At 63.2% G+C, this 23,799-nt stretch carries 19 protein-coding genes; 8 read left to right on the top strand and 11 right to left on the bottom strand.

Annotated elements, in window-relative coordinates; genetic code table 11:
* Window positions 1–7: 7 nt before the first annotated feature.
* Entirely contained in the window at window positions 8–2,854 is a 2,847-nt protein-coding gene (locus tag GYK42_RS08270) for a M16 family metallopeptidase (protein ID WP_166447099.1), read from the bottom strand.
* Window positions 2,855–3,148: 294 nt separating this feature from the next.
* Here GYK42_RS08270 and GYK42_RS08265 point away from each other — a divergent pair, with 294 nt between their 5' ends.
* The 3 genes from GYK42_RS08265 (at window position 3,149) to GYK42_RS08255 (ending at window position 5,695) form a co-directional block, all read left to right on the top strand.
* Window positions 3,149–3,418 carry a hypothetical protein gene (locus tag GYK42_RS08265; protein WP_166447098.1) on the top strand — a complete coding sequence of 90 codons (270 nt, stop codon included), beginning with the start codon at window positions 3,149–3,151 and terminating at the stop codon, window positions 3,416–3,418.
* An 83-nt stretch (window positions 3,419–3,501) separates the two neighbouring features.
* A complete protein-coding gene (locus GYK42_RS08260; protein ID WP_046682418.1) occupies window positions 3,502–5,049 on the top strand; it encodes a TerC family protein in 1,548 nt (515 codons plus the stop codon).
* A gap of 67 nt (window positions 5,050–5,116) precedes the next feature.
* A complete protein-coding gene (locus GYK42_RS08255) occupies window positions 5,117–5,695 on the top strand; it encodes a DUF3617 domain-containing protein (protein ID WP_166447097.1) in 579 nt (192 codons plus the stop codon).
* On the opposite strand, the gene GYK42_RS08250 is transcribed toward GYK42_RS08255, so the two are convergent.
* A complete protein-coding gene (locus tag GYK42_RS08250) occupies window positions 5,683–6,792 on the bottom strand; it encodes a porin (RefSeq protein ID WP_166447096.1) in 1,110 nt (369 codons plus the stop codon). The two genes, GYK42_RS08255 and GYK42_RS08250, sit on opposite strands and share 13 nt — an antisense overlap.
* 319 nt (window positions 6,793–7,111) lie before the next feature.
* Between GYK42_RS08250 and GYK42_RS08245 the strand changes: the two genes are divergently transcribed.
* Both GYK42_RS08245 and cls read left to right on the top strand, forming a co-directional pair.
* Window positions 7,112–9,223 (top strand): site-specific recombinase, encoded by a 2,112-nt coding sequence (locus tag GYK42_RS08245; protein WP_058048985.1) that lies wholly within the window; start codon window positions 7,112–7,114, stop codon window positions 9,221–9,223.
* Between the two features lie 11 nt (window positions 9,224–9,234).
* Window positions 9,235–10,611, top strand: coding sequence for a cardiolipin synthase (gene cls, locus GYK42_RS08240; protein WP_431190161.1), 1,377 nt, complete (start codon window positions 9,235–9,237; stop codon window positions 10,609–10,611).
* 106 nt (window positions 10,612–10,717) lie between these two features.
* Here cls and GYK42_RS08235 read toward each other — a convergent pair whose 3' ends face one another.
* Genes GYK42_RS08235 through GYK42_RS08225 form a run of 3 tightly spaced genes read right to left on the bottom strand, consistent with a single transcriptional unit; the run spans window position 10,718 to window position 13,214 of the window.
* Complete coding sequence (locus tag GYK42_RS08235; RefSeq protein ID WP_046682414.1) at window positions 10,718–11,536, bottom strand: metallophosphoesterase family protein; 819 nt, start codon at window positions 11,534–11,536, stop codon at window positions 10,718–10,720.
* A 4-nt stretch (window positions 11,537–11,540) separates the two neighbouring features.
* Window positions 11,541–12,449, bottom strand: coding sequence for a diacylglycerol/lipid kinase family protein (locus GYK42_RS08230; RefSeq protein WP_166447201.1), 909 nt, complete (start codon window positions 12,447–12,449; stop codon window positions 11,541–11,543).
* 12 nt (window positions 12,450–12,461) lie between these two features.
* Window positions 12,462–13,214, bottom strand: a complete 753-nt coding sequence (locus GYK42_RS08225) for a phosphatase PAP2 family protein (protein WP_346768074.1) — start codon at window positions 13,212–13,214, stop codon at window positions 12,462–12,464.
* Window positions 13,215–13,360: 146 nt separating this feature from the next.
* Between GYK42_RS08225 and GYK42_RS08220 the strand changes: the two genes are divergently transcribed.
* Entirely contained in the window at window positions 13,361–13,585 is a 225-nt protein-coding gene (locus tag GYK42_RS08220; protein ID WP_010396348.1) for a hypothetical protein, read from the top strand.
* Between the two features lie 107 nt (window positions 13,586–13,692).
* On the opposite strand, the gene GYK42_RS08215 is transcribed toward GYK42_RS08220, so the two are convergent.
* From GYK42_RS08215 to GYK42_RS08200, 4 genes are all read right to left on the bottom strand, one after another.
* Window positions 13,693–14,793, bottom strand: a complete 1,101-nt coding sequence (locus GYK42_RS08215; protein WP_166447094.1) for an AI-2E family transporter — start codon at window positions 14,791–14,793, stop codon at window positions 13,693–13,695.
* A 93-nt stretch (window positions 14,794–14,886) separates the two neighbouring features.
* Entirely contained in the window at window positions 14,887–16,077 is a 1,191-nt protein-coding gene (locus GYK42_RS08210) for a DUF1501 domain-containing protein (RefSeq protein ID WP_166447093.1), read from the bottom strand.
* 21 nt (window positions 16,078–16,098) lie between these two features.
* Complete coding sequence (locus GYK42_RS08205; RefSeq protein ID WP_166447092.1) at window positions 16,099–17,646, bottom strand: DUF1800 domain-containing protein; 1,548 nt, start codon at window positions 17,644–17,646, stop codon at window positions 16,099–16,101.
* A 102-nt stretch (window positions 17,647–17,748) separates the two neighbouring features.
* Window positions 17,749–18,648 (bottom strand): LysR family transcriptional regulator, encoded by a 900-nt coding sequence (locus tag GYK42_RS08200; RefSeq protein ID WP_166447091.1) that lies wholly within the window; start codon window positions 18,646–18,648, stop codon window positions 17,749–17,751.
* Window positions 18,649–18,821: 173 nt separating this feature from the next.
* Here GYK42_RS08200 and GYK42_RS08195 point away from each other — a divergent pair, with 173 nt between their 5' ends.
* Window positions 18,822–19,838: a zinc-binding alcohol dehydrogenase family protein gene (locus GYK42_RS08195; protein ID WP_166447090.1), complete on the top strand. Its 1,017-nt coding sequence runs from the start codon at window positions 18,822–18,824 to the stop codon at window positions 19,836–19,838.
* On the opposite strand, the gene GYK42_RS08190 is transcribed toward GYK42_RS08195, so the two are convergent.
* Both GYK42_RS08190 and GYK42_RS08185 read right to left on the bottom strand, forming a co-directional pair.
* Window positions 19,839–21,116, bottom strand: coding sequence for a glycerate kinase type-2 family protein (locus GYK42_RS08190; RefSeq protein WP_166447089.1), 1,278 nt, complete (start codon window positions 21,114–21,116; stop codon window positions 19,839–19,841).
* Window positions 21,117–21,136: 20 nt separating this feature from the next.
* Window positions 21,137–22,468, bottom strand: a complete 1,332-nt coding sequence (locus GYK42_RS08185) for an MFS transporter (protein ID WP_166447088.1) — start codon at window positions 22,466–22,468, stop codon at window positions 21,137–21,139.
* A 141-nt stretch (window positions 22,469–22,609) separates the two neighbouring features.
* On the opposite strand from GYK42_RS08185, the gene GYK42_RS08180 reads away from it, so the two are divergent.
* Window positions 22,610–23,773 (top strand): sugar diacid recognition domain-containing protein, encoded by a 1,164-nt coding sequence (locus GYK42_RS08180; protein ID WP_166447087.1) that lies wholly within the window; start codon window positions 22,610–22,612, stop codon window positions 23,771–23,773.
* The last annotated feature ends 26 nt before the right edge of the window (window positions 23,774–23,799 follow it).

The following is a 23,799-nucleotide window of genomic DNA, read 5'->3' as shown; positions in this document are numbered from 1 at the left end:
AAACAGCTTATTTCGACGTCGTTGCCTTGGCGCCGCTTTCGCCCTCTTTCGCCACCTTGGCAAAGTCGCCTGCCACCACCACCGAGACGGCCGTTGGCTTCAGGTATTCGCGCAGGCCCTGGTTCACTTGCGCCAGGGTCAAGGCAGCCACTTTCGTTTCCAGGTCCTTGTCGTACGCCATGGTGCGGTCCTGTGCCAGGTAGCCGGCCAGTTCGCGCGCCAGGCCCGCGTCTTGCGTGCGGCCCACTTCTTCCGATTGCAGCCAGCCTTTCTTCGCTTCGGCCAGTTCGGCTTCCGTGAAGCCATCGGCCAGCACCTTGGCGATTTCCTCGCGCAGGGCAGCTTCCACCTTGACCGTGTTTTGCGGCGCGCTGATGGCGTAGGCCATCCAGTAGCCCGCCGGCTCGCGCGACGGGATACTCACTTGCGAACCGACGCCGTACGACAGGCCTTCCTTCTGGCGGATGCGGTCGGCCAGGCGGCTGCGCAAGGCGCCGCCACCGAGCATGTGGTTGGCGATCAGCAAGGCCGGATAGCTGGCGGCGTCATCCTTGAGGGGAATCGGCTGGATGGCGAACAGCACGCTGTTGGCCTTGTCCGGCGTTTCCAGTGTGACTTTCTCGCCGCTGACAGGCTTGACGGCATCGAGAATGCGCACGTACGGCTGCTGCGCCTTCCAGCCGCCATACAGGCTGGCCACTTGCGCCTTCAGCGCGGCCGGGTCGAAGTCGCCCACGGCGGCAAAGGTGGCGTTCGACGCGCCATAGTAAGCGCCATGGAAGGCTTTCACATCGGTAACCTTGATGGCTTTCCATTGCGCCAGTTCGGCTGGCAAGGTGGCCACGTGGCGCACATGGCCTTCCGGCGTCGCGTCGAGCAGGCGGCGGAAGGCGTTCACGGCCAGCGGCTGGGGCTCAGGCAATTCCTGCTCCGCGCGGCCAACGCGCTCGCGCTGCAACTCCAGGAATTCCGTTTCGTTCAAGGCCGGCTTTTGCAGCACTTGCGCCAGCAAGTCCATGGCGGCAGGCAAGTTCTCGCGCTTGCCCGTCAGCATTGCGGTGACGCCCTCGGCGCCGCCCGTGATGGCCACTTGCGTGCCCAGCTGGTCGAACTTGTCCTTCACTTCCTGGCGCGACAGCTTATCCGTACCGCGCGACAACAGATTGGCCGTGTAGCTGCCCACTTGCGCCTTGCCGCGCAAGCTCTCTTCGCTGCCGATCTGCAATTTCAACACGACGCTGACAGTATTGCCCTTGGTTTTCTTCGGCAGCAAGGCCCCCTTCAAGCCGTTGGGCAAGGTGAAGCGCTTGGTGCGCGCTTCGATATTGTCGGGGCTCGGATCGAATGCTTCGCCCTGCGCCACGACGGCACGGCCCGTGTAGCCGGCCAGTTGCGGCGCCACGTCGGCGTAGGCCGGCACGACGGTGCGGTCCGGTGCATCGGTGGGAATGAAGCGGCCCAAGGTGCGGTTCGAGCTCTTCAGGTATTTCTCGGCCGCCGCCTGCACCTGCGCCGTCGTCAGCTTGTCGAGCTGGTCGCGCTGCAGGAAGAACAAGCGCCAGTCGCCGGCCGCCAGCGATTCCGTCAGGGCGATCGTCATGCGCGACGTGTTCGACGTGATCAGTTCGACCTGTTTGTTCAGCTGCTGTTTCACGCGCGCCACTTCCGCGTCCGTGACCGGTTGCGATTTCAATTCTTCCAGCACTTTCAGCATGGCCGCTTGCGCCGCGTCGAGGTTGCCATCGACGGGCACCAGCGCGCCGAACAGGTTATAGCCCGGTTCCAAATTGCTTACCGCGTTGTATTCGATCTTGCTGGCCAGCTTGGTTTCCACCAGCGCCTTGTGCAAACGGCCGGCGGGCGCGTCCGTCAGCACGTGGCCCAGCACCTCGATGGCGACGGCGTCAGGGTTGCCGGACGGCGCCACGTGGTAGCCGGCGCCGACGAACTGCGTGCCGCCGCTGCGGCGCACCGTCACGGCGCGCTCGCCATCCTGCACGGGTTCAGCCGTGTAGGTCGGCTCGATCACGCGCGTCGGTTTCGGGATCTTGCCGAACAGCTCATTGATCTGCTTCAAGACCTTGGCTTCATCGAAGCGGCCCGCCACCATCAGCACGGCGTTATCCGGCTGATAATATTTATGATAGAACGCGCGCAGGCGGGGAATGTTCACCTGCTCGATGTCGGAACGGGCGCCGATGGTCGACTTGCCGTAGTTGTGCCAGTCGTAGGCGATGGCCTGGATGCGCTCGCTCGTCACGCCGATGGGATCGCTCTCGCCCATCTCGAACTCGTTGCGCACGACGGTCATTTCGCCCTTCTGCGTCTTTGGATTCCACAGGTCGTTCTGGTCGATGGCCGCGTTGACCATGCGGTCCGCTTCCATGGCCAGCATCTGGCGCAGGTTGTCGTCGTTGGCGGGGAAGGTGGCGTAGTAGTTGGTGCGGTCATACCAGGTGGTGCCATTGAACTGCGCGCCCGTCGAGTTCAGGATCTCGACCGGGGTTTTCGTGCCCTTCTTGATGCCGAAGTTGGCGCTGGGCTTGAACAGCAAGTGCTCGAGCAAGTGGGCCATGCCCGTTTCGCCATAGTTTTCATGGCGCGAACCGACCAGGTAGACGATGTTGGTGGTCAGGGTCGGCTTGCTGGCGTCCGGGAACAGCAGCACGCGCAAGCCATTGGCCAGCCGGTATTCGGTAATGCCTTCGACGGACGTGACCTTGACAGCGGCGGCGCGGTTCGGCGCAGCCTTGCCGGTTTTCTGGGGCGGCGCGGCTTCCACCGGGGTGGCGGCCAGGATGAACGACGGCGACAGGATGCCGGCGGCAAGCAGGAGGGCGGTAATTGGTTTCAAGTCAGAGTCCTGGTAACACTACGTGATTAGGCAAGGCGCAACGGCAAGCGCCATGGAATACATACTGAGTGCAAGAATGATCACGGAGCTTGCGCTGCGTCTTCGCCGCCACGTGAAATTATTGCTATTTCATAATTTACGTCATGCTTGTCAGTTACGCAAGCCCCTGTCATCAAGCTGTTATGTGCGCGTGCTATACTCCACGGTTCCAGAACTATCTGCCTGTATATGAGACGAGCTCTCGTCCTGCTCTGCCTTTTTGTTTTCATCGCGTTACCCCAGGCGTTCGCCAGCATGGCCTACGCCAGCCCTTCCCCATTCCAGCACCTTGATGTGGCCGGCGTTACCGCCACGCCTGCCGCAGATTGCATTGACCCCAGCGCCCATGCCGGATTGCCCGGCGACAGCTGCGCCGCCGACGAATGCGACAACGACCCCATCACGCTGTACCCGACCTCGCGCCAGGCCGTGCCGTTTTACGCCATCATTTGGCAAGCGGGACCGGGCGCACTTTCCGAAGCGGACGTGCGGCTGGCCACCCGGCCGCCGCGCGTCCGCCACTGAGACGAACACAGCAGCACCCATCACGCCCGGGGCACTAGCCGCCAGGCAAGCTTGATACTTACTGACTTTACAAGGTTACACACATGGAATGGTTATTTGACCCGACAATCTGGGTCGGCCTGCTGACGCTGGTCGTACTGGAAATCGTACTGGGTATCGACAACCTGATCTTCATCGCCATCCTGGCCGAAAAGCTGCCGCCGCACCAGCGCGACAAGGCACGCGTGCTGGGCCTGACCCTGGCCCTCGTCATGCGCCTGGGCCTGCTCTCGCTGATTTCCTGGCTGGTCACCCTGACGACGCCATTGTTTTCCATACTGACATTCTCGTTTTCGGGGCGCGACCTGATCCTGCTCGTCGGCGGCCTGTTCCTGCTGTTCAAGGCCACCAGCGAGCTGCACGAGCGTCTCGAAGGCGTCACACACGCCCAGACTGGCCCGAAAGTCTACGCCGGCTTTGGCCTCGTGGTAGCGCAGATCGTCGTGCTCGACGCCGTCTTTTCGCTCGACGCCGTCATCACGGCCGTCGGCATGGTGGAAAACCTGTACGTGATGATGGCGGCTGTCGTCATTTCCATCGTCGTCATGATGCTGGCCTCGAAGGTGCTGACGCGCTTCGTCAACGCCCACCCCACCGTTGTCGTGCTGTGCCTGAGCTTTTTGCTGATGATCGGCCTGTCCCTGGTGGCTGAAGGCCTGGGCTTCCACATTCCGAAAGGCTATCTGTACGCCGCCATCGGTTTCTCCATCGTCATCGAGTTCTTCAACCAGCTGGCGCGCCGCAACTTCCTCAAGCTGCAATCGAACGCCCCGCTGCGCGACCGCACGGCGCAAGCCGTCCTGAGCCTGCTGGGCGGGCGCAAGGGCCGCGAAACCGTGGAAGAACACGAAGTCAAGGAATTGCCCGACGTCTCCGCCTTCGGCGTGGAAGAGCGCAACATGGTCAGCGGCGTGCTGACCCTGGCCGAACGCTCGATCCGCTCCGTGATGACGCCGCGCGGCGACGTGTCGTGGGTCAACCTGAACGACAGCAGCGACAAGATGCTGCAACTGCTGCGTGAAACGCCGCACAGCATGATTCCCGTCTGCAATGACGACCTCGACAATGTGGTCGGCATTGCGCGCAGCAAGGACCTGATCGAGGATCTGGTATCGCACGGCAAGATCGACCCGGCCAGCATGCGCGAAGCCGTCGTCGTGCCGGAAGCGGCCGGCGTGCTGAAAGCCATGGAAACGCTGAAGCGCTCGCGCGGCCAGCTGGTGCTGGTGGTCGACGAGTTCGGCACCGTGCAAGGCGTGCTCACGCCCATCGACATCCTGGAAGCCATCGCCGGCGAATTCCCCGACGAGGACGAGCAGCCCGACGTGGAAGTGCTGGGCCCCGGCCACTGGCGCATCGACGGCGCGACGGACCTGCATTACCTGGAGCAAGTGTTTGAAACGGAAACCCTGGTCAGCGAAGACGGCGAGTACAACTCGCTGGCCGGCTTCCTGCTGGCGCATTTCGAAAACATGCCGGCCGTGGGCGAAGTGCTGGAGCTCGACGATTTGCGCTATGAAATCGTCGAGGCGGACGAGCGCCGCATCGCCTGCGTGGACGTGCGCCGCATCGAGCCCGATCACAGTTTGTAACACAATGGCAAGCGTGCCCCGCTTGCCATGCCGTATGCTGGGGTCTGCCTTTTCTGGAGACGCCAACATGAAACATTCTTTGCTACGCCTCAGTTTACTGGCTTGCGCCGCCTTGGGCAGCCAAGCCAGCGCCCAGGCCGCCTCGTCGTCCCCCACCATCAAGCCGGGCCTGTGGCAAGTCGACAGCAAAATGGCGTCGCCGGATGCCGCCACCGACAACGCCATGTCCATGGTGCTGCAGCAGCTGGGCAACCTTCCTCCCGATCAACGCAAGCAGCTGGAAAGCATGGCGGCCAGCCGCGGCATGGCCATGCCCACCGTGGACGCCAACGGCGCCGTGCGCGTGACGGCGTGCGTGACGCCGGAAATGGCCGCGCGCAAGCAGATTCCCACGGGCCAGCCCGGCGATTGCAAGTCCAGGAACACCGACATCGCAGGCGGCATGCAGGTGTCGTTTACGTGCGCGAACCCGAAATCGAGCGGCGAAGGCAAGGTGATATTCAGCGGCGACCAGGCATTTTCCATGCAGCTGGCCGTGACAACCAGCGCGCGCGGCGCGCCGGAACAGGTGAATGTAACGAGCAACGGCAAGTGGCTGGGGGCAAGCTGCCCTGCGCCCTCCGCCGCGGCGGCTCAGAAGCCGTGACGGAAGCCCATGTTGAACGCGGCGTCGCCACGGCCCGCGTCGCTGGCATTGCCCACCGTGTAGCGGGCGCCATTCTTGTTGTGGATCTTCGCGTAGGACGCGTAGAAATCGCTGCGCTTTGACAGGGAATACGTGAGGCCGACGGCAACCTGCTTGGCGTCGCGGTCGGCCAGGTCGCGGTCGTCCTTGCGCACGTACGAGGCCAGCAGCTTGAAGCCGCCCACGGGCACGGACACGCCCAGCAAGGTGTCGCGGCTGTCCGACGACGACATCGACAGGGCCAGTGAGCTGTAGGCATTGTTCGGGTCCCACGGGGAACTGCCATAGCCCTTGTTCACGCCCACGGCGGCAAAGGCGGTGGCCACTTTCAGGTCGATGTTCGCCGCGATCAGGGTGTTGCGGGCCGACATGTCGATGGCGGGCAAGGTGCCAGAGGCGAGGATGAAGTTGTTCTTGCGCTGGTGCGACACGCTGACATTCACGGCGCCGGATGAATAGCCGAGGGTGGCGCCATACGCGCGGTTGTTGGCGCTGCTGTACGGCGACTCGCCAAAGCTGTAGATGGCGCTGGCGGTCACGCCGCGCAAGGCCGGTGTCACGTATTTGACGGTATTGTCGTAGCGTTTCACGCTGTAGCCGGCCAGGTTGCTGGCGCTGCCGGCCATACCGCCCTTGAACGGGTCGGCCACGTCGGTCAGGGTCAGGTATTGCAGGTTGTACTGGCGCCCCAGGGTCAGCGCGCCCAGGCGGCTGTCGAGGCCCACGTAGGCCTGGCGGCCGAACAAGCGGCCCTCTTCCGACTGGCCCGTGTCGTTCTGGATGCCCGCTTCCAGGGTGAATACGGCCGACACGTCATTGCCCAGCGCTTCGCGGCCCTGCACGCCCAGGCGCGAACCGGACGCGACGCCGCCGGACACCTTGGCGCCGGCGCAATTGGCCGCGCAGCCCCGTTCGGCCACGAGGCCCGCGTCGAGCACGCCGTACACGGCAACGTTACTGGATGCGGCACTGCCTGCGCCATCGGCAGCCTGGGCCGTCGCGCCCAGCGCGAAAGGCCCCATCCCTATCACAGCAAGCGCAAAATACGAGGTCTTCATGATAAATATCTCGGTAACGTGAATTGAAACTTCCCGGTATTGATCAGGACATGCGCTGTGTGTCTGATCTCAGTGTTACCTTATCCCCGCTTTTTGTCCAGCCATCCGTGCGTTGTACAACAGAAACTTCAGCTTAGTCCCGGGAAATGCGTCGTACACTGACAACACGCAAGATTGACCATGATTGTGGCAATTTGCGGCAAAATGGCGGTAATTGCAGGCCCTGCCGTAAAGCAATGTTCGGTGGCGAACGTTGCGCGATCTGACGCAGGCGGTACACTACTGGTTTTACCGACAGCGGCTCGCCCGTTTTTTCTGCATGCTAGCTATCCTCGAACGCATTGACCCCAACTCCAGCAATATCGACTTGCTGGTGGAATTATTCAACTCACTGCGTCCCAAGCGCTCCCACGACAGCGCTACCGCGATTGCCAACGTGCGCACCCTGCGCCAGCTTCTCAAAGGTAACCCCGCCCAAGCGCGCGCCCTGCACGAATACGTGCTGCGCGTGCTGGCCGCGCGCCGCCACGCCAGCCTTTACACCGATATCGGCGTGCTGTCGAACAGCGGTTTTTTCACGGAATTGAAACGCCGCATCGCCTACCGCATGCTGCCGCCCGCCTTGGGCGACGAATACCTGAACGACGCGCTCGATCAGGTGCTGTACCTGAAGACCGATTATTTATGGATCAGCAACGTGCCCGCCACGGACTGGCTGGAACTGTTCGACGTGCTGACCAGCGACGAGATCGAACTGGCCGTCGGCGATGGCAACATCATGCTACCAGGCATGCTCGACGCCATCCGCACCCTGTCCTACCGCGTCTGCGCCATGGGTCTGGAACCGGAATTGACGCGTTTCCACAATGAAATCGAAGTGTTCCAGTCGCCGTTCATGGTGCAGAACACGGAAGTAAACGCCTACCTGGACGCCTACACGAGCCTGCTGCAAGGCGATATCGAACACATCGAAGACGCGCGCCATTTGCTGGTGATGCTGGACCAGTGCGACGCCGTCATCGCCAAGATCCGCAAGAAAGCGCTGTACCAGGGCACCAGCATTCCTCTCACGTATTTATTGGTGGCGCTGGCGCAAAGCATCGAACGCCTGCGCAAGCTGCTGTTCCTCGTCGACACGAGCGGCGAACTGCCCGCATCGAACAACGTAGACATCGCCGCCATCACGGTCGACGCCACGCAAGACTTGCTGCACCCGCAGCCCGTCAGCCGCCGCCGCGCGGGCGCCGTCGGATTGGCGCTGGAACTGATACGCGCGCATAACCACAAGTACAAGGTCAGCGACCTGTTTTCCGACAATATCAACTTGCTGGCGCGCAATGTGACGGAAAACGCCAGCCGTACGGGCGAACACTACATCGCGGAAAACCGCCGCGAAATGGGCGCCATGTTCCTCTCGTCCGCGGGCGCGGGCGTGATCATCGGTTTCATGGCGCTGTTCAAGATATTGATGTCCTACCTGCGCTCGGCGCCGCTGGTCGAAGCGTTCATGTTCAGCATGAATTACTCGATCGGCTTCATGTTCATCCACCTGCTGCACTTCACGGTGGCCACCAAGCAGCCGGCCATGACGGCCTCGCGCATCGCCGCAGGCCTGCACAGCAAGGATGGCCGGAACATCGACCTCGACAGCATGGCCGAACTGATCAACAAGGTTTTCCGCACGCAAAACATGGCAGTGCTGGGCAACCTGGCAACCGCCATTCCCACGGCCTGGCTGATCGCGCTCGGCTACAAGGCGATCACGGGGCACAATCTGGTGACGCCCGAAAAAGCCATGCACTTGCTGCACGATATCGACCCCATCGGTAGCCCCGCCATCTTCTACGCCATGATCGCCGGCGTGTGCCTGTTCGTGGCCGGCCTGATTTCCGGCTACTATGACAACCAGGCCCTGTACACGCGCTGGGCGCAGCGCATCGCGCAATTGCGCGGCCTCGGCCGGGTGATCGGCCAGGAACGCTTGCAACGACTGGGCCTGTACCTGGAAAACAACCTGGGCGGGCTGATGGGTAACTTCTATTTTGGTATCTTGCTGGGCTCCATCGGCACCCTGGGCTTTTTGATCGGCTTGCCGATCGATATCCGCCACATCACCTTCTCTGCCGCCAACTTTGCGACAGCCCTCGTGGGCCTCGACCACAACATGAGCTGGCAACTGGCCGTCAAGTCGCTGTCGGGCATCTTCGCCATCGGCACGGCCAACCTGCTGGTCAGCTTCGGCCTGGCCCTGTGGGTGGCCCTGCGTTCACGCCAGGTGCGCTTCAAGCACGGCATGCAATTATTGAAGATTCTGGGCAAGCGCTTCCTGCGCTCGCCCATCGTCTTCTTCTTCGGCTCGAAAAACCCGCCACCCCTGGCACTGCTTGACGAGTCGGCAACCCTGTCACTGACGAACAAGGCTCAAAAATGACCGCTAGTCGCATGCAACCCTGTCTCACCGCCCTACTGCTGTGCTGGACCCTGGCTGCATGCGCCTCGCTGCCCAATGTCAAGAATCTCAATACCACCCTGGAGCCGGTTGCCAAGCCCAAAGTGATCACGGGCAAGGGCGCCGTGCTCAACGTCAACAGCCGCGCCGCCCTGCTCAACAAGCGCTGGGCCAAGTCCGACATGGACTTGAAGACCCAGGCCGCGCTGGAAGAGGCGGCCACGGGCGTGCCTTTGATCAAGGGCAACAAGGTGACCCTGCTGTTTGACGGCCCGCAAACCATGGCCGCCATGTTCCAGGCCATCAGCGAAGCGAAGACCAGCATCAACCTGGAAACGTATATCTTCGACCAGGATCCGCTGGGCCTGAAATTTGCCGACATGCTCATCGAAAAGCAGCAGGCGGGCGTGACGGTCAACGTCATCTACGACAGCGTGGGCACCATTGGCGTGCCGCAGGCGTTCTTCGACCGCATGCGCGCGGCCGGCATCCACCTGGTGGCGTTCAACCCCGTCAATCCCGCCAAGCTCAAGGGCGACGATTGGAAAATCAACAACCGCGACCACCGCAAGGTGCTGATCGTCGACGGCAAGATGGCGTTTACGGGCGGCATCAATATCAGCGATACCTATGCGAAAAGCTCGCTGTTCCGCTCGAAATCGAAACCCACGGACAAGAAGGACGTGGGCTGGCGCGATACCCACGTAAAAGTGGAAGGCCCTGCCGTGGCCGCCTTCCAGTGGCTGTTCATCCGCACCTGGGCCCAGCAAGACCAGGCCGACTTGCCTGACGCCAATTACTTCCCGACCCTGCCGGAAGTGGGCGACAAGCTGGTACGCGTGGTGGCCAGCGAGCCGGAGGGTGGCTTCGAGATCTACAAGGCGTACATCCTGGCCATCCAGGAAGCAAAAAAATCGATCCACATCACGTCCGCCTATTTCGTGCCCGACCAGCAGACGGTCGACGCGCTGGTGGCCGCCGCCAAGCGGGGCGTGGATGTCACCGTGGTGCTGCCCGGCGTGTCCGACAGCGGCCTCGTATTCCATGCGGGACACGCGCTGTACGACCAGCTGCTGGCCGGCGGCATCCGCATCTTTCATTTGAAACTGGCCGTGCTGCACGCCAAGACGGCCGTCATCGACGGCGCCTGGTCGACCGTGGGCTCGACCAACATCGACATGCGCAGCTTCCTGCACAACAGCGAACTGAACGTAATCGTCCTCGGTGACAGTTTCGGCCGTGAAATGGAAAACGCCTTCCAGGAAGACTTGCGCGACTCGGAAGAAATCACCAAGGCGAAATGGGAAACGCGGCCACTCTCCGACCGCATGAAGGAGTGGGCGGCGCGTTTCTTGAACTACTGGCTGTAGGTCGGATTAGCGGAGCGTAATCCGACATTTCCACAGCCATTACCAAAGCCAACAATATTGTCGGATTACGCCCGGCTTCGCCGAGCTAATCCGACCTACGGGAAACCTACAGCGGCCGCAAGCTGGCCCACACGCCGCCCTGGCGCTCGAACGCTTCCGTGCTGACTTTTTCAAAGTCAGCGCTGTCCTCATTCCAGCTGTAGCGCTCGACCCGGATGCAGCTGTTTTCCACGCGCAGCACATTGAAGGAGTTCGACTCGCCCCTGCCCCGCGTGGACGTGGCCGTGCCCGCCTGCACCATCAGGGCCGCATAGCCGGCGATCTTGTAGCGCTCGGCCGTATTGCCCGCCACGCTCGCATGCAAATGACCCGCCAGCAATAAATCCACGCCGCATTCGGAAAACATTTGCAGCGCCTGCGGCGCGCGGTCGACCAGGTCATCCTTGTCGAAGTTTTCCGGCAAGTCGAACGGGTGATGCGTGACGATGATGCGCGTCAAGCCGGGCGGCAAACTGCCCAGGCGTTCACGCAGGAAATCGATCTGCTCGTGGCTGATGCGCCCATCCTTGAACGTCAGGGAACGGGCCGTGTTGATGCCCAGCACGGCGATTTCCTCGTCCACATATTCAGGCGACAAATCGTCCGTCACATGGCGCCGGTACTTCACCAGCGGCGTCAGGAAGCGGGAAAAGACGTTGTACAGCGGCACGTCATGGTTGCCCGGCACCACGATCTGCGGCCCCGGCAAACTGTCGAGAAAGTGCCGCGCCTGCTGGAACTGGGCGCTGCGGGCCCGCTGCGTGAGGTCGCCCGAGACCACCACCACATCCGGTTCCAGGCGCTCGACCAGTGCGCGCAAGGGCGCCAGCAGGTCCGCATCGACCCTGCCAAAATGCAAGTCGGACAAATGCACGATGGTACGCATGGCCTTACTCCCCAGAAAGTGCCGGCGCCGGCACGAGCACGGCCAGCGCGGCCGTGCGGATGCGGTACTGCAGCGGCGTATTCATGATGGTCACTTCGCCATCGGTGGCCACGCGCAGGCGGCGGTGATGCGTGGCGATTTCCAGGTCGCTGGCCGTCAGCACATCAAAATCCTTGGCCTGCGACAACTTGCCGAACAGCGCGTGCAAGGCCAGCTTCAGCAAGCCCAAGCGGCCCGGACGCTGCGCCACGTACAGGCTCAGCTGGCCGCCATCAAGCCGCTCGCGCTCGCCGATATTCAAGCCTTCCATCAGATATTCATTATTGCCGATGAAGACGAAAGGCGTGCGCCGCGCATGCACGGCGTCGTTGAGTGTCAATTGCACGCTGAGAAACGGGTAGCGGCGCAAGGCGGCCAGCAGGGCCCAGCTGAAGGCCAGCCACTTGCCCCGCCCCAGCCGGCGCTGCTGCTTTTCGCGGTCGCGCACGATGTCCGGATACAGGCCCAAGCTGGAATTGTTCAGGAAGATGCGGCCATTGACTTCGCCCACGTCGACCTGGTGCGGCACGCCCTGCGCCACGTTGGCAATCGCCGCATCGAGCTCGAGCGGGATATTCAAGTCCTTGGCGAAATGGTTCAAGGTACCCAGCGGCAAGACGCCGAACGGCGTGCCGCTGCCGACAACGACGGAGGCGACGGCATTGATGGTGCCGTCGCCTCCCCCGGCCACGACGATGGGCGCGCCATCGCGCAGGGCTTGCTCGGCCGTGGCAATCATCTCGGCGCCGCTTTGCGCCAGGGTAATGTCGGCGTCGAGCCCCACGGCGGCGAATTTCGCTTCGAGCTGCTGCGCCCAGTCGGGCGCATAGCCGCAGCCGGCGCCCCCGTTAATGATGACTGCAATCTTGCTCAGGATCGTTTCCCCTTATTTGGTTTGCCGGATGTGCCGGCGCCGGCGCAGGGTCGACACGCCGGCGATACAGATGGCCAGCCAGCCATAGCTTTCCGCCATGGCCGCCAGCACATCGCTCAGGTAATGCGCGCCCAGGTAGATGCGGCTGAAACCCACGAGTGACGCCATCAGGAAAGCACCCAGCGCGATGGCGATGCGCTTGCCCCAGGCACCCGGCGCCGTCTGGCAAATCAGGTAGGCGGCCAGCAAGCCGTACAGGGCAGTCGAGGTGGCAGTATGGCCACTCGGAAAGCTGTACGTACTCAAGGCCGTCTGCAGGATGGGCTCGTCAAAACTGGGCCGTGCGCGGACAAAAATGTACTTTAGCAGCAGGTTCAAAAACATGACGCCCGGCATGGTGATGACCAGGGTAAACAGCCAATAATCGGCGCCCTTGCGGTGCAGATACCAGCCCAGCAAGACAGCCAGGGTGATGGCGCCGATCACGCCATGCATGTGCGTGACGACCAGCAGGCAACTGGTGATCCACGGCACGGCATGCTGGTTGAACCAGTGCGCCACCTGCAAGTCGATCACGGTGATTTGCTGCATGCCCATCACGGCTTCGGCGATCTCGTGGAAGACGACAATGGCCACCAGCATCAGCGCCACGCCCACCGTCATATGCAAGCCCAGTTCCCCTTCGGGCGACAGACGCGCCTCGACGAAGCGGCGCAGTTTCGTGGTCCAGCCCGTGGTCATGCCCAGGTCATTTTTCTCTTGCAAACTACTTACTCCTCAAATTAAGCGTGGTGATCAAAAAAACCACACCAGTAAAAAAATACTGTTTATTCATACAGTAGCTGTGTATTCATACAGTAGTTATGCTATTCTGATGACTCGTTCAACACATCTCCCTCAAAGGAATTGTCATGGCAACATTGAATAGCGGTTTTGGCTCACGGTTCGGCCTGGAATACGCCCCAAGCTCTTTCCTCGTCCGCATGGGCAAGCGCGAAATCCTCGTTTGCCGCGACTTCCGCAAGCGCTACTACACCGTCAATCCCCTGATCGAGTGCGGTACGGGCATCGAGCCGGGCTATGTTGAAGTGCTGCTGATGCGCCGTTGGTTGCTCATTCTATCCAAGGCACATTAAGAATGACTTTAAAACAAGGTGCTCGCACCCTGTTGTAAAGTCAGCTCCGTCCGGCCACGCCGGGAGCGCGCCAGTACCGGCCAGCGGCAACGCTGGCCGACCCCTCATTACTGTGTGCGTTCCGGCGCGGCCGGGCTGGCAGGTGTTTGCACTGGCAGCGCCTTGTCGGACACGTTCGCTTCGTACCAAAGCGTGACGAACAGCACCATCACGACGGGGCCGATGAACAGGCCCACGAGGCCCAGGGTTTCCACGCCGCCCAGAATGCCGAACAGCACGGCCAGGAAAGGCAAGCGGGTGGCGTTGCCGATCATGCCGGGGCGCACGAAATGGTCGGCAACGAACAGCACCACGGTGCCCCACGCGGCCACGCCGATGGCGGCCCCCACATTACCCTGGAAGACCAGCAAGGCGGCCGCGCACAGGTAAGCGAGCGGCGCGCCAAACGGGATGATGGCCAGGATGCCCGTGGCGAACGCCCACAAGGCTGGCGACGGCAAGCCGGCGATGGCGTAGGCGATGCCGATCAGCACGCCTTCGGCCAGGCCCACCAGCACCAGGCCGTTGACGGTCGCGCGGATGGCGGTGGGAATCTTTTGCGCATAACGGCCCCACCGTTCAGGACGCAGGAAATGGCTGCCGACGGCCGTGATCTGGCGCGTCAGCGCTTCGCCATCCTTGTAGAAGAAAAACAGACATAAAAACGCCAGGCCAAAGTCGACCAGGCGATGGAACACGTCCGCGCCCAGCACCTTGAGCATGTCGCGCGCGGAATGAAAGCCGCCCACGGCGCTGCCCGCAAAGAAGTGGCCGAGGCCGTGGGGCTGGCTCAGGGTGGCTTGCCACCAGTCGCCGATGGCGCTGCCGGCCAGCGGAATGTGCGCCACCCATTCCGGCACGGGCAAGCCGTCGGTATTCGCATGCACGACGAAATTGGCCAGCGCGGGCACTTCGCGCGCCGCCTGCGCCACGCCGAACAGCACGGGTATGATGAAGATGCAGGCGAACGCCAGGGTCAATACGGCCGCCGCGATGATGGTGCGCTGCCCCAGCGCCGCGCGCACGCGCAGGTACAGTGGCCAAGTGGCTACGCACAGGATGCCGGCCCACACGAGCGGCAAGAAGAAACGCTGCATGACGAAGGCCGTCACGGCGATCAGGGCCAGGGAAAAGCCTGCGCTGACAATATCGCGCTGGGTATCGTTCATGCCACTCCATTCGTGCCCCGCACCGGGAAGCGTGACGGAGGCTTAGCTACGCGCCAGTTGCGCAGGCATAGCGTAACACGGCGGCATGGTGATTTAGACGAGCCCCAGCTCCACCGGCTTGACGCCGGCAAACACGTGATCGAGTTGCGCCGACGTCAAACCGAAGGTGCGGCGCAGCAAGCCGCCCAGCACGGCCCGGTATTCATTGAGCACGGGCATGTCGCGGTTCTGGAACAGCGTCGCCTGCGAAATCGCCACCTGCTCGCCCGCCACCTGTTTGCCCTTGATGCCGCCACCGAGCACCCAGAACACGCTGCCGTGGCCATGGTCCGTGCCGCGGTTGCCATTTTCGCGGAAGGTGCGGCCAAATTCGCTGACCACCACCACGACGGTATTGCGCCACTCGCTACCCATTTCCTGCGAAAACGCGGACAAGCCACGCCCCAGCTCATCGAAACGCCCCGCCAGGTAGCCGTTGGCGCCGCCCTGCCCCACGTGCGTATCCCAGCCGCCCACGTCGACAAAGCCCAGGTTGTATTTGTCCTTCATCAAGCGGGCGATGCGCTGCGCTTCCAGTTCAAAGCCCTTGGTACTGATGGCGTTGCGGTTGGCCGCCTGCATCTCTCCCGTCAATTCCTTCGTCACATCGTCGCGCACGGCAAAGCCCGCGCTGACCGGTTGCTGCAGGGGCGTACCCTTGTACATGGCCGCGATGACCTGGCTTTGACGCGCATCAATGCCCGACTTGCCCACGGAGCGCAGCCCCATGTTCGGCACCTGCACGCCGCCCTGGAAGATCAGCGGCAGCTGGTCCGTGAAGGAAATGGCGTGATTGCCTTGCTGCTTATTGAGGCTTTGCGCCAGCCGGTTCAAAAAGCCCGAGCGGAAATCGCGGCGCCCGCCCAGTTCCTGCCCCAGTTCGATGCTGTCCTGCGTCTCGAAATGGCTGCGCGTCAAATCCGTCGTGCCCGCAAACGGGATGAAGGCCGCCTCGCCGCCCGTAAACATGGGATAGATGGTCTCGCGCAAAGCCGGATGCAGGGCCCAGTCGGCGTTCAAGGCCAGCGCGCCGTTTTCCTCGCCTGGCTTCGCGATGGCGATATTCGGCCGCGATGCATAGTAAAAATCGCTGCCGACGGGCACCAGCAAGTTGTTCGCGTCATAGCCGCCGCGCAAAAAGACGAACAGCAGCTTCGCATTCGTGGCGGGCGCGGCCAGCAAGCTGCCCGCATGCGACAACAGGGGCGCGGCGGCCAGGGCTTTCAACAAATCACGACGATTCATGGCGATTCCTTCAGTTTCAACTTAGCGGTGCATCATTTCAGGGGATGACAGCAAAAAGGTATTCCACTCCTGCGGCGAGGCGGCCTGTTCCAGGGCCTGGCGCGTCGCCGGACTCAAGGTTGGCTGCAAGGACTGGAAGTACAAGGCGCTGGCCAGCTGGGGAAACGCCACCTTTTCCTGCGGCTGCGGGCCATCCGTCTTGAACAGGCCGGCGCTGCCCGAACCGATGGTGCGGGCGATATCGAAACGCGTCGTCATCTGGCCGGGGCTGGCCCAGGAAGCGTCCGTCAAAGGATAGCCGTCCGGCGTCTGGCGTCCGTACAAAGGCTGGCCCATGCGCGAGAGCCAGCTCAGCATGGGTCCCGCGTTCAGGATGGGCTTGTCGTCATAGCTGAGGCGCACGGCCGACACCACATAATGCATGGGGTCCTTGAATTTCTTGCCCAGCGACTGCTTGAACTCCGGGCTGTTGAACATGGTCTGCAGCACGTCGGCGATCATGCCGTCGCTCTGCTGGAAGGTGGCCGCCATGCGCGCCACCAGCGGCGCGGGCGGATTGTCGCCAACGAAATACTGGGCCAGCTTGCCGCTGATAAAGTGCGCGGTAGCGGGACTGCGGCTCAGGCGGTCCAGCGCTTCATCGAGCTCGGCCAGGCCCCTGCCCTTCACCGTTTGCCCGAGGAATTGCTTATCGCCATAATCGTGGCGGTTCGGGTTGAACTCGAACAAGCCCCGGCGCACGTATTGCGACTGCAGCGCCGGTTTCACCTTCGGCGTGTCCGCGCCCAGGTTGACGCCCACGCCCGTCAGGATGCGCGCCAGCTCCTGCACGTCCGTCTGGCTGTAGCCGCCGTTCACGCCCAGGGTGTGCAGTTCCATGAGCTCGCGCGCATAGTTTTCATTGATGCGCTTGACGGCGTTGGCTTCATTGTCCAGGTAGCGCAGCATGGCCGGATGGTGGACGGTCGCGCCCAGCAAGTCGCGGAATTTCCCCAGCGCGTGCGGGGCGATGGCGTTCGCCTCGTAATCGCCGACCATGGCGCGCAAGTTGTGCTTGCCCTGGTGCACGCTGAAATGGTTGAGCCAGAACCAGCTCAGCTGCTGTTGCAGCTGGTTCGGCGAATACACGTCCAGCAACAGCGAACGCGTGGCCGCTTCGCGCGCCAGGCGATTGAGTTCTTGCTGGTAATCCTTTTGCGCCTGCTGCTTGGCCATGTCGTCCATGACGGCCGCTGACTCCTTGCGCTTTTGCTCCACGGACATGACGAGTTGATCGAGCGGTACCTGGCTGATGGTCATGGCGTCGATCTGCGCCTGCACGGCGGGCGGCAGGCTGGCTTTACCTGGATGCAATTGCGCCTGCAGGTAAGCGCTCCAGCCTTCCTTTTGTAACTGGCGCGCGCTGCCCCCGTTCACGCCCCAGCTGACACGCTCGAGCATCGCGATGGCTTGCGCGGCATTGTCGGGCGCGACGATGGCATGCTGCGCGGCCGGCGGCGCCGTCGCGGCGCAGCCAGCCAGCAACAGCAGGGAAATCAAGGTCGTCGGCAATATTCGGTGAGGGGTCATGGCAGTCCTTCAAGCGGTTTCAACCAGAATGCCTGAGGGTACGCCCTGGTTGACCTGCGCATGATTGCCATTTGCAACGAGTTGTAATCAATAATGCTATTTTTATAATTCAGCACACTTGTCGCGCAGGAAATCGCGCAGCTGCAGCACCAGCGGCGTCACTTGCGCCCGGTGCGTGCAGACCAGGTGCAAGGGCGTAGCCTCGCCCGCCACCTGGGGCAACAGTGCTTGCAGGCGGCCGGCGGCCAGGTCGCCAGCCACATCAAGCCGCGATTTGTAGGCGATGCCCAAGCCCGCCACGGCCCAGCGGCGCACCAGGTCGGCGTCGTCGGCGCTGCGGTTGCCGCTCACCGACACCGTTACTTGCTCGCGCTGAGGCAGGCGGTAAAAGGTCCAGCGGTCATGCAAGCCGTCTTCCAGCGCAAAGCACAGGCAATTGCGCTGCGCCAAGTCTTCCAGCGCCAGCAGGGGGCCGTATTCGCGCAGGTAGGCGGGCGATGCCACCAGCACCCGGTCGTTGGCGGGCGCGACCGGCATGGCAACCATGCTCGAATCGTCCTGCTGCCCATAGCGGATGGCCACGTCGACTTGCTGGCGCACCATGTCGGCCACCCGGTCACTGGCGCTGAGCTGGTAGTGCAGTTTCGGATGGCGCAGCTGGAACTCGTCGAGCCAGCCCAGCATCAGGTTGCGGCCCAGGTCCGAGGGCATGGCAATTTTCAAGGTTCCGCCGAAACTGTCCTTGCCGGCCAGCAGCGCATCGTGGCCTGCGCGCAGCAGGCGCAAGGCTTCGCGCGCATGTTCCAGGTATTGCGTGCCTTCCGCCGTCAAGCTTAGCGAACGGGTCGTGCGGGCCAGCAGGCGCAAGCCCAATTCCCCTTCCAGGCGCTTGACGGCGGCGCTGGCCAGCGCGGGCGAAATGCCGATCTCGCGCGCGGCCGCCGACAAACTGCCCCGGTCGGCCGTGCGCACAAATACCTGCAAGTCATCGAGTCGCAGCAATTTTCAGCATTCCTTTGAAAGTGTTTCGGTACGCGCCCCCTGTTTCCAGGGCGAGAAAATGTTCATGATACGTCATCAAGCCTGTATAGCGTAGGTCGGATTAGCGGGGCACAGCCCCGTGTAATCCGACACCGCCATCGGCCGCGCCATCACTGTTTACCGAAGGAACACCCATGAAAGCCATCGCCTACCACCACAGCCTGCCCATCACGGATGACAACGCCCTGCTCGACATCGAGCTGCCCGTGCCCGTCGCCACGGGACGCGACCTGCTCGTCGCCGTCAAGGCCATTTCCGTCAACCCCGTCGACACCAAGGTGCGCAAGAACCGCGCGCCGAAAGACGGCCAGCCGGAAGTGCTGGGCTGGGATGCGGCCGGCGTCGTCACGGCCGTCGGCCCCGACGTGAGCCTGTTCCACGTGGGAGACAAGGTCTGGTACGCGGGCGCCATCAACCGCCCCGGCAGCAACAGCGAATTCCAGCTGGTCGACGAGCGCATCGTCGGCCACATGCCGGCCAGCCTGGACTTTGCTCCGGCCGCCGCCCTGCCCTTGACGGCCATTACGGCCTGGGAATTGCTGTTCGACCGCCTGCAGATCAGCCGCGACAAAAGTCTCAGCGGCAAGTCGCTACTGGTGATCGGCGCGGCCGGCGGCGTCGGTTCCGTGCTGGTGCAACTGGCGCGGCAATTGACGGGTGTCACCATCATCGGCACGGCGTCGCGCGCGGAAACGGCGGACTGGGTCAGGGAACTGGGCGCCCACCACGTGATCGACCACAGCCTGCCGCTGGCGCAGGAAATTACGCGCCTCGGTCTACCGCCCGTCGATTATGTGATCAGCCTGAACCAGACGGACCAGCATTTCGAACAGATCGTTGAACTGATCGCGCCGCAAGGCAAGTTCGCCCTGATCGATGACCCCGAGCACATCGACGTGCGCAAGTTCAAGGGCAAGAGCGTGTCGCTGCACTGGGAACTGATGTTTACCCGCTCGCTGTTCCAGACAGCCGACATGGTCAAGCAGCATGAACTGCTCGAAGAGCTGGCGCAGCTGGTCGACGCGGGTGTCATCAAGACGACCCTGGCCGAGCGCTTCGGCACGATCAACGCAGCAAACCTGAAACGCGCGCATGCCCTGCTGGAAAGCAATACCGCCAAGGGCAAGATCGTGCTGGAAAATTTCCAGTAATTACGTAATCAGCATGGCCCGGAAATCATTGACGTTGGTCAAGGTCGGGCCAGTCACCACACTATCTCCCAGCGCCTGGAAGAAGCCGTGGCCATCGTTGTTGTCCAGGCTGTCGCGGGGCTTGATACCTTGTGTCCAGGCCCGTTGCAAGGTGTCGGGAGCGAGATAAGCACCGGCGATGTCTTCCTGGCCGTCGACGCCATCCGTGTCGCCGGCCAGCGCGTGGATGCCCTCGTGTCCATCGAGCGCAATGCCCAGCGCCAGCAGGAATTCCACGTTGCGCCCGCCGCGGCCTTTGCCGCGCACGGTGACCGTCGTTTCGCCGCCCGACAGCAGCACGCACGGAGCGGAAAATGCTGCAAACGGCTGGCCCCGTACGGCCGTTTGCAGCGCAATGCCGGCCATGACTTTCCCCACGTCGCGCGCCTCGCCTTCCAGGCTGTCGCCCAGGATATACGCCGTGACGCCGGCCGCACGCGCCACCTCTGCGGCCGCTTCCAGCGCCATCTGCGGCGTGGCGATCAGGGTCGTGCGCGTGCGCGCCAGGCGCGGGTCATCGGGTTTCACGGATTCGCCGCGCCCGCTTTCCAGGGTCTTTCGTATACTGTCCGGCAAGTCCATGCCATAGCGGCGCACGATGGCCAGCGCATCGTCGCACGTCGTCGCGTCGCCCACCGTGGGGCCGGACGCGATATCGCCCAGCTTGTCGCCAGGCACGTCGGAAATCGCCAGGGTCACCACTTGCGCCGGATGGCAGGCGGCCGCCAGCCTGCCGCCCTTGATGGCGGACAAATGGCGGCGCACGCAATTCATTTCACCGATGGTGGCGCCCGACGCCAGCAGCGCGCGGTTCAGGGCCTGCTTGTCTTCCAGGCTGATGCCGTCAAGTGGCAAGGCCAGCAGGGACGAGCCTCCGCCCGAAATCAGACACAGCACCGTATCTTCGGCCTGCAGGTTGCCGACCAGCTCGAGCATGCGCCGCGCCGCCTGCATGCCGGCAGCATCGGGCACGGGATGCGACGCTTCCACGATTTCGATGCGTTCGCACGGCACGGCATAGCCGTAGCGCGTCACCACCAATCCAGACAGCGGCCCCGGCCAGTGCTGTTCCACGGCTTGCGCCATGGCGGCCGAAGCCTTGCCAGCGCCGATGACGATCAGCCGGCCCTTGGGCGCGGGCGGCAGATGGGGCGGGATGCAGTGCGACGGCTGGGCCGCGGCGATGGCGGCCTGGAACATGGCTTGCAGCAAGGCGCGCGGCGCCGGGGTGGTCGTCATTCTCAATTCCTCCGGTTCGATCAGCGATTCACAATGCGCGCGGGAACGCGCAGCACCAGTATGGCGCCCAGCAGCATCACTGCGGAAAGAATATACAGGGCCACGTCGGTGCCGCCCGTCGCATCCTTGATCCAACCGACGAGGAAGGGGCTGACGAAGCCCGCCACCTGGCCCAGCGAATTGATCAGCGCCAGGCCGCCGGCGGCCGCCGCGCTGCCGAGAAACGCCGTCGGCAAAGGCCAGAACATGGGCAGGCCGGACAGCGCGCCCATGGTCGCCAGCGACAGGCCGACGAGGGCGACGACCACGTTGCCGTGCGCCTGGGTCGCCAGCAGCAAGCCGCACAGCGCCATCAGCAGGGGGCCGCTCAAATGCCAGCGGCGTTCCTTGTGTTTGTCGGCCGAACGGCCCACCCAGATCATGAAGATGCTGGCGCACAGGTAGGGAATGGCGCTGACCCAGCCCACGGCAACGGGGCTGGCGAAACCCAGCGACTTGACGATGGTGGGCAGCCAGAAGTTGATCGCGTACACGCCCATCTGGATACAGAAATACACGAGGCCCAGCATCCACACATGCTTGTTGCGCAGCACACTGGCGAAGGTGTCGGCCGTATTCGCGCTGTTGCGGCGCTGGCGTTCGTCCTCGTCGAGGTCGGCGCGCAGCAACTGCTTTTCTTCCGCATTCAGCCACTTCGCCTGGGCGATGCCGTCGTTCAGCAGCACATAGACGAGAAAGCCCAGCAGCACGGTAGGGATGCCCTGCAGCAGGAACATCCATTGCCAGCCGGCCAGGCCGCCATGGCCCGCGAACGACTGCATCATCCAGCCCGACAAGGGGCTGCCCAGCAAGCCGGAAATGGGGATGGCCGACATGAACAGGCCCATGATGCGGCCCCGCCGCGAGGCGGGATACCAGTTCGTAAAGTACAGCACGATGCCGGGGAAGAAGCCCGCCTCGAACACGCCCGTGATGAAGCGCAGCGAATAGAACGCGGCCGGGGTGGTGACGAACATCAGGCAGGCCGAGGCGATGCCCCAGGCGATCATCAGGGTGCCGATGACCTTGCGCGCGCCCAGGCGGTGCAGCAGCAGATTGCTGGGCACGCCACTGGCCACGTAGCCGATGAAGAAAATGCCGGCGCCCAGGCCGTACACGCTTTCGCTCCATTGCAGCGCATCGAGCATTTGCAGCTTGGCAAAGCCGACATTCACGCGGTCCAGGTAATTGAACAGGTAGCAAATGAAGATAAAGGGGATCAGATGCAAGGTCACCTTGCGGTAGGCGCCTTCGCGCACGCGGTCCTGCGCGGACGCGCCGGCGGACAGGCCGGCGCCTGGATGGGTGGTCATGGGTGTCTCCTGACTATTTTTTTATGGGATACGGCCAGCCCATCGTACAATCGTCCAGACAAACAGTCATCGTGCGGATGCATGAAGAAATTGAGCGCCCAATACGATGATTCCATGCATATGCACAAGACGGACCACCACATGCCGAACATTGACCTCCCCCTGGCGCAGGACATCGTCCAGCGCACCATGCACATCATTCCCTTCAGCGTGAACGTCATCGATGCGCGTGGCGTGATCCTGGCCAGTGGAGACCCGCAGCGCGTGGGCGACCTGCATCCGGGTGCGCAACTGGCGCTGGCCCGGCGCGCCAGCGTGGAAATCGGCGCGGCCGACATGGCCCGGCTGCCGGGCACGCGGGCCGGCATCAACCTGCCCCTGACGGTGCGCGGCGAGATTTGCGGCGTGCTGGGCCTGACGGGCGAGCCGGACGCCGTGCGCCAGTTCGGTGAACTGGTGCGGGCCATGGCGGAAATGATGCTGGAGCAGGCGCGGCTGGTCAGCGAGTTGCAGCACGAAAAACGCTACCGCGAGGAATTCGTGTTCCAGCTCGTCTACCGCACGGGCATTTCGGACGCCAGCATGCAAGCGTGGGCGGCGCGCCTGGCGCTCGACTTGCGCGTGCCACGCGCCATGTTCGTGCTGGAAATACCCGATGCGGGGGAAGGTCCGGGCGAGCGGCTCGACCAGGTGCTGACACAGCTGCAGCAAGTACAGTCCGACCTGTCCACCCGCTGGCCATCCCTGCTGATGGCCGTCGTCTCGCCGGGCGAACTGGTGCTGCTCGACGCCTTTCCCGCCAGCGGCCCGCAGCAGGCGCGCGCGGCGCAAGCCAGGCAGCGCCTGCTCGAACTGCACCAGGTGGCGCAGCAGGCGCTCACGCCGAGCGCCACCCTGGCCATGGGCGTGGCCTTGCCCGGCCTCGATGGCGCAACGGCTTCGTATGAATCGGCGAAGCAGACGGCGCGCGTGGGCCGCGCCCGCGATGGCGAACAAACCACTTTTTCCTATCTGGAACTGAGCCTGCCCGTGCTGCTGTCCGGCCTGCAAGCCGGTTGGCAGGCGGAGCAGTTGCGCCAGACCCTGGCGCGCCTGCAGGCACACGACCGCAAGTCCGGCACGCTGATGCGCACGCTGGCCGCCTGGTTCCGCCACCACAGCCACCCGATGGCCACGGCCAGGGCCTTGCACATCCACCGCAACACGCTCGATTACCGGCTGCAGAAAATCGCCGAACTGACGGGGCTGGACCTGGACGACACGGATGACCGCCTGCTGCTGTATGTCGCCCTGCAGCTGAATTGACACGCACCCATCTACAATGACGACTG

Source organism: Janthinobacterium lividum, from assembly GCF_011601275.1.
In the GTDB taxonomy this organism is placed as follows: Bacteria; Pseudomonadota; Gammaproteobacteria; order Burkholderiales; family Burkholderiaceae_D; genus Janthinobacterium; species Janthinobacterium lividum_E.
Note: the sequence above shows the minus strand (reverse complement) of the source record. Positions and strands in the feature narration are given on the sequence as shown.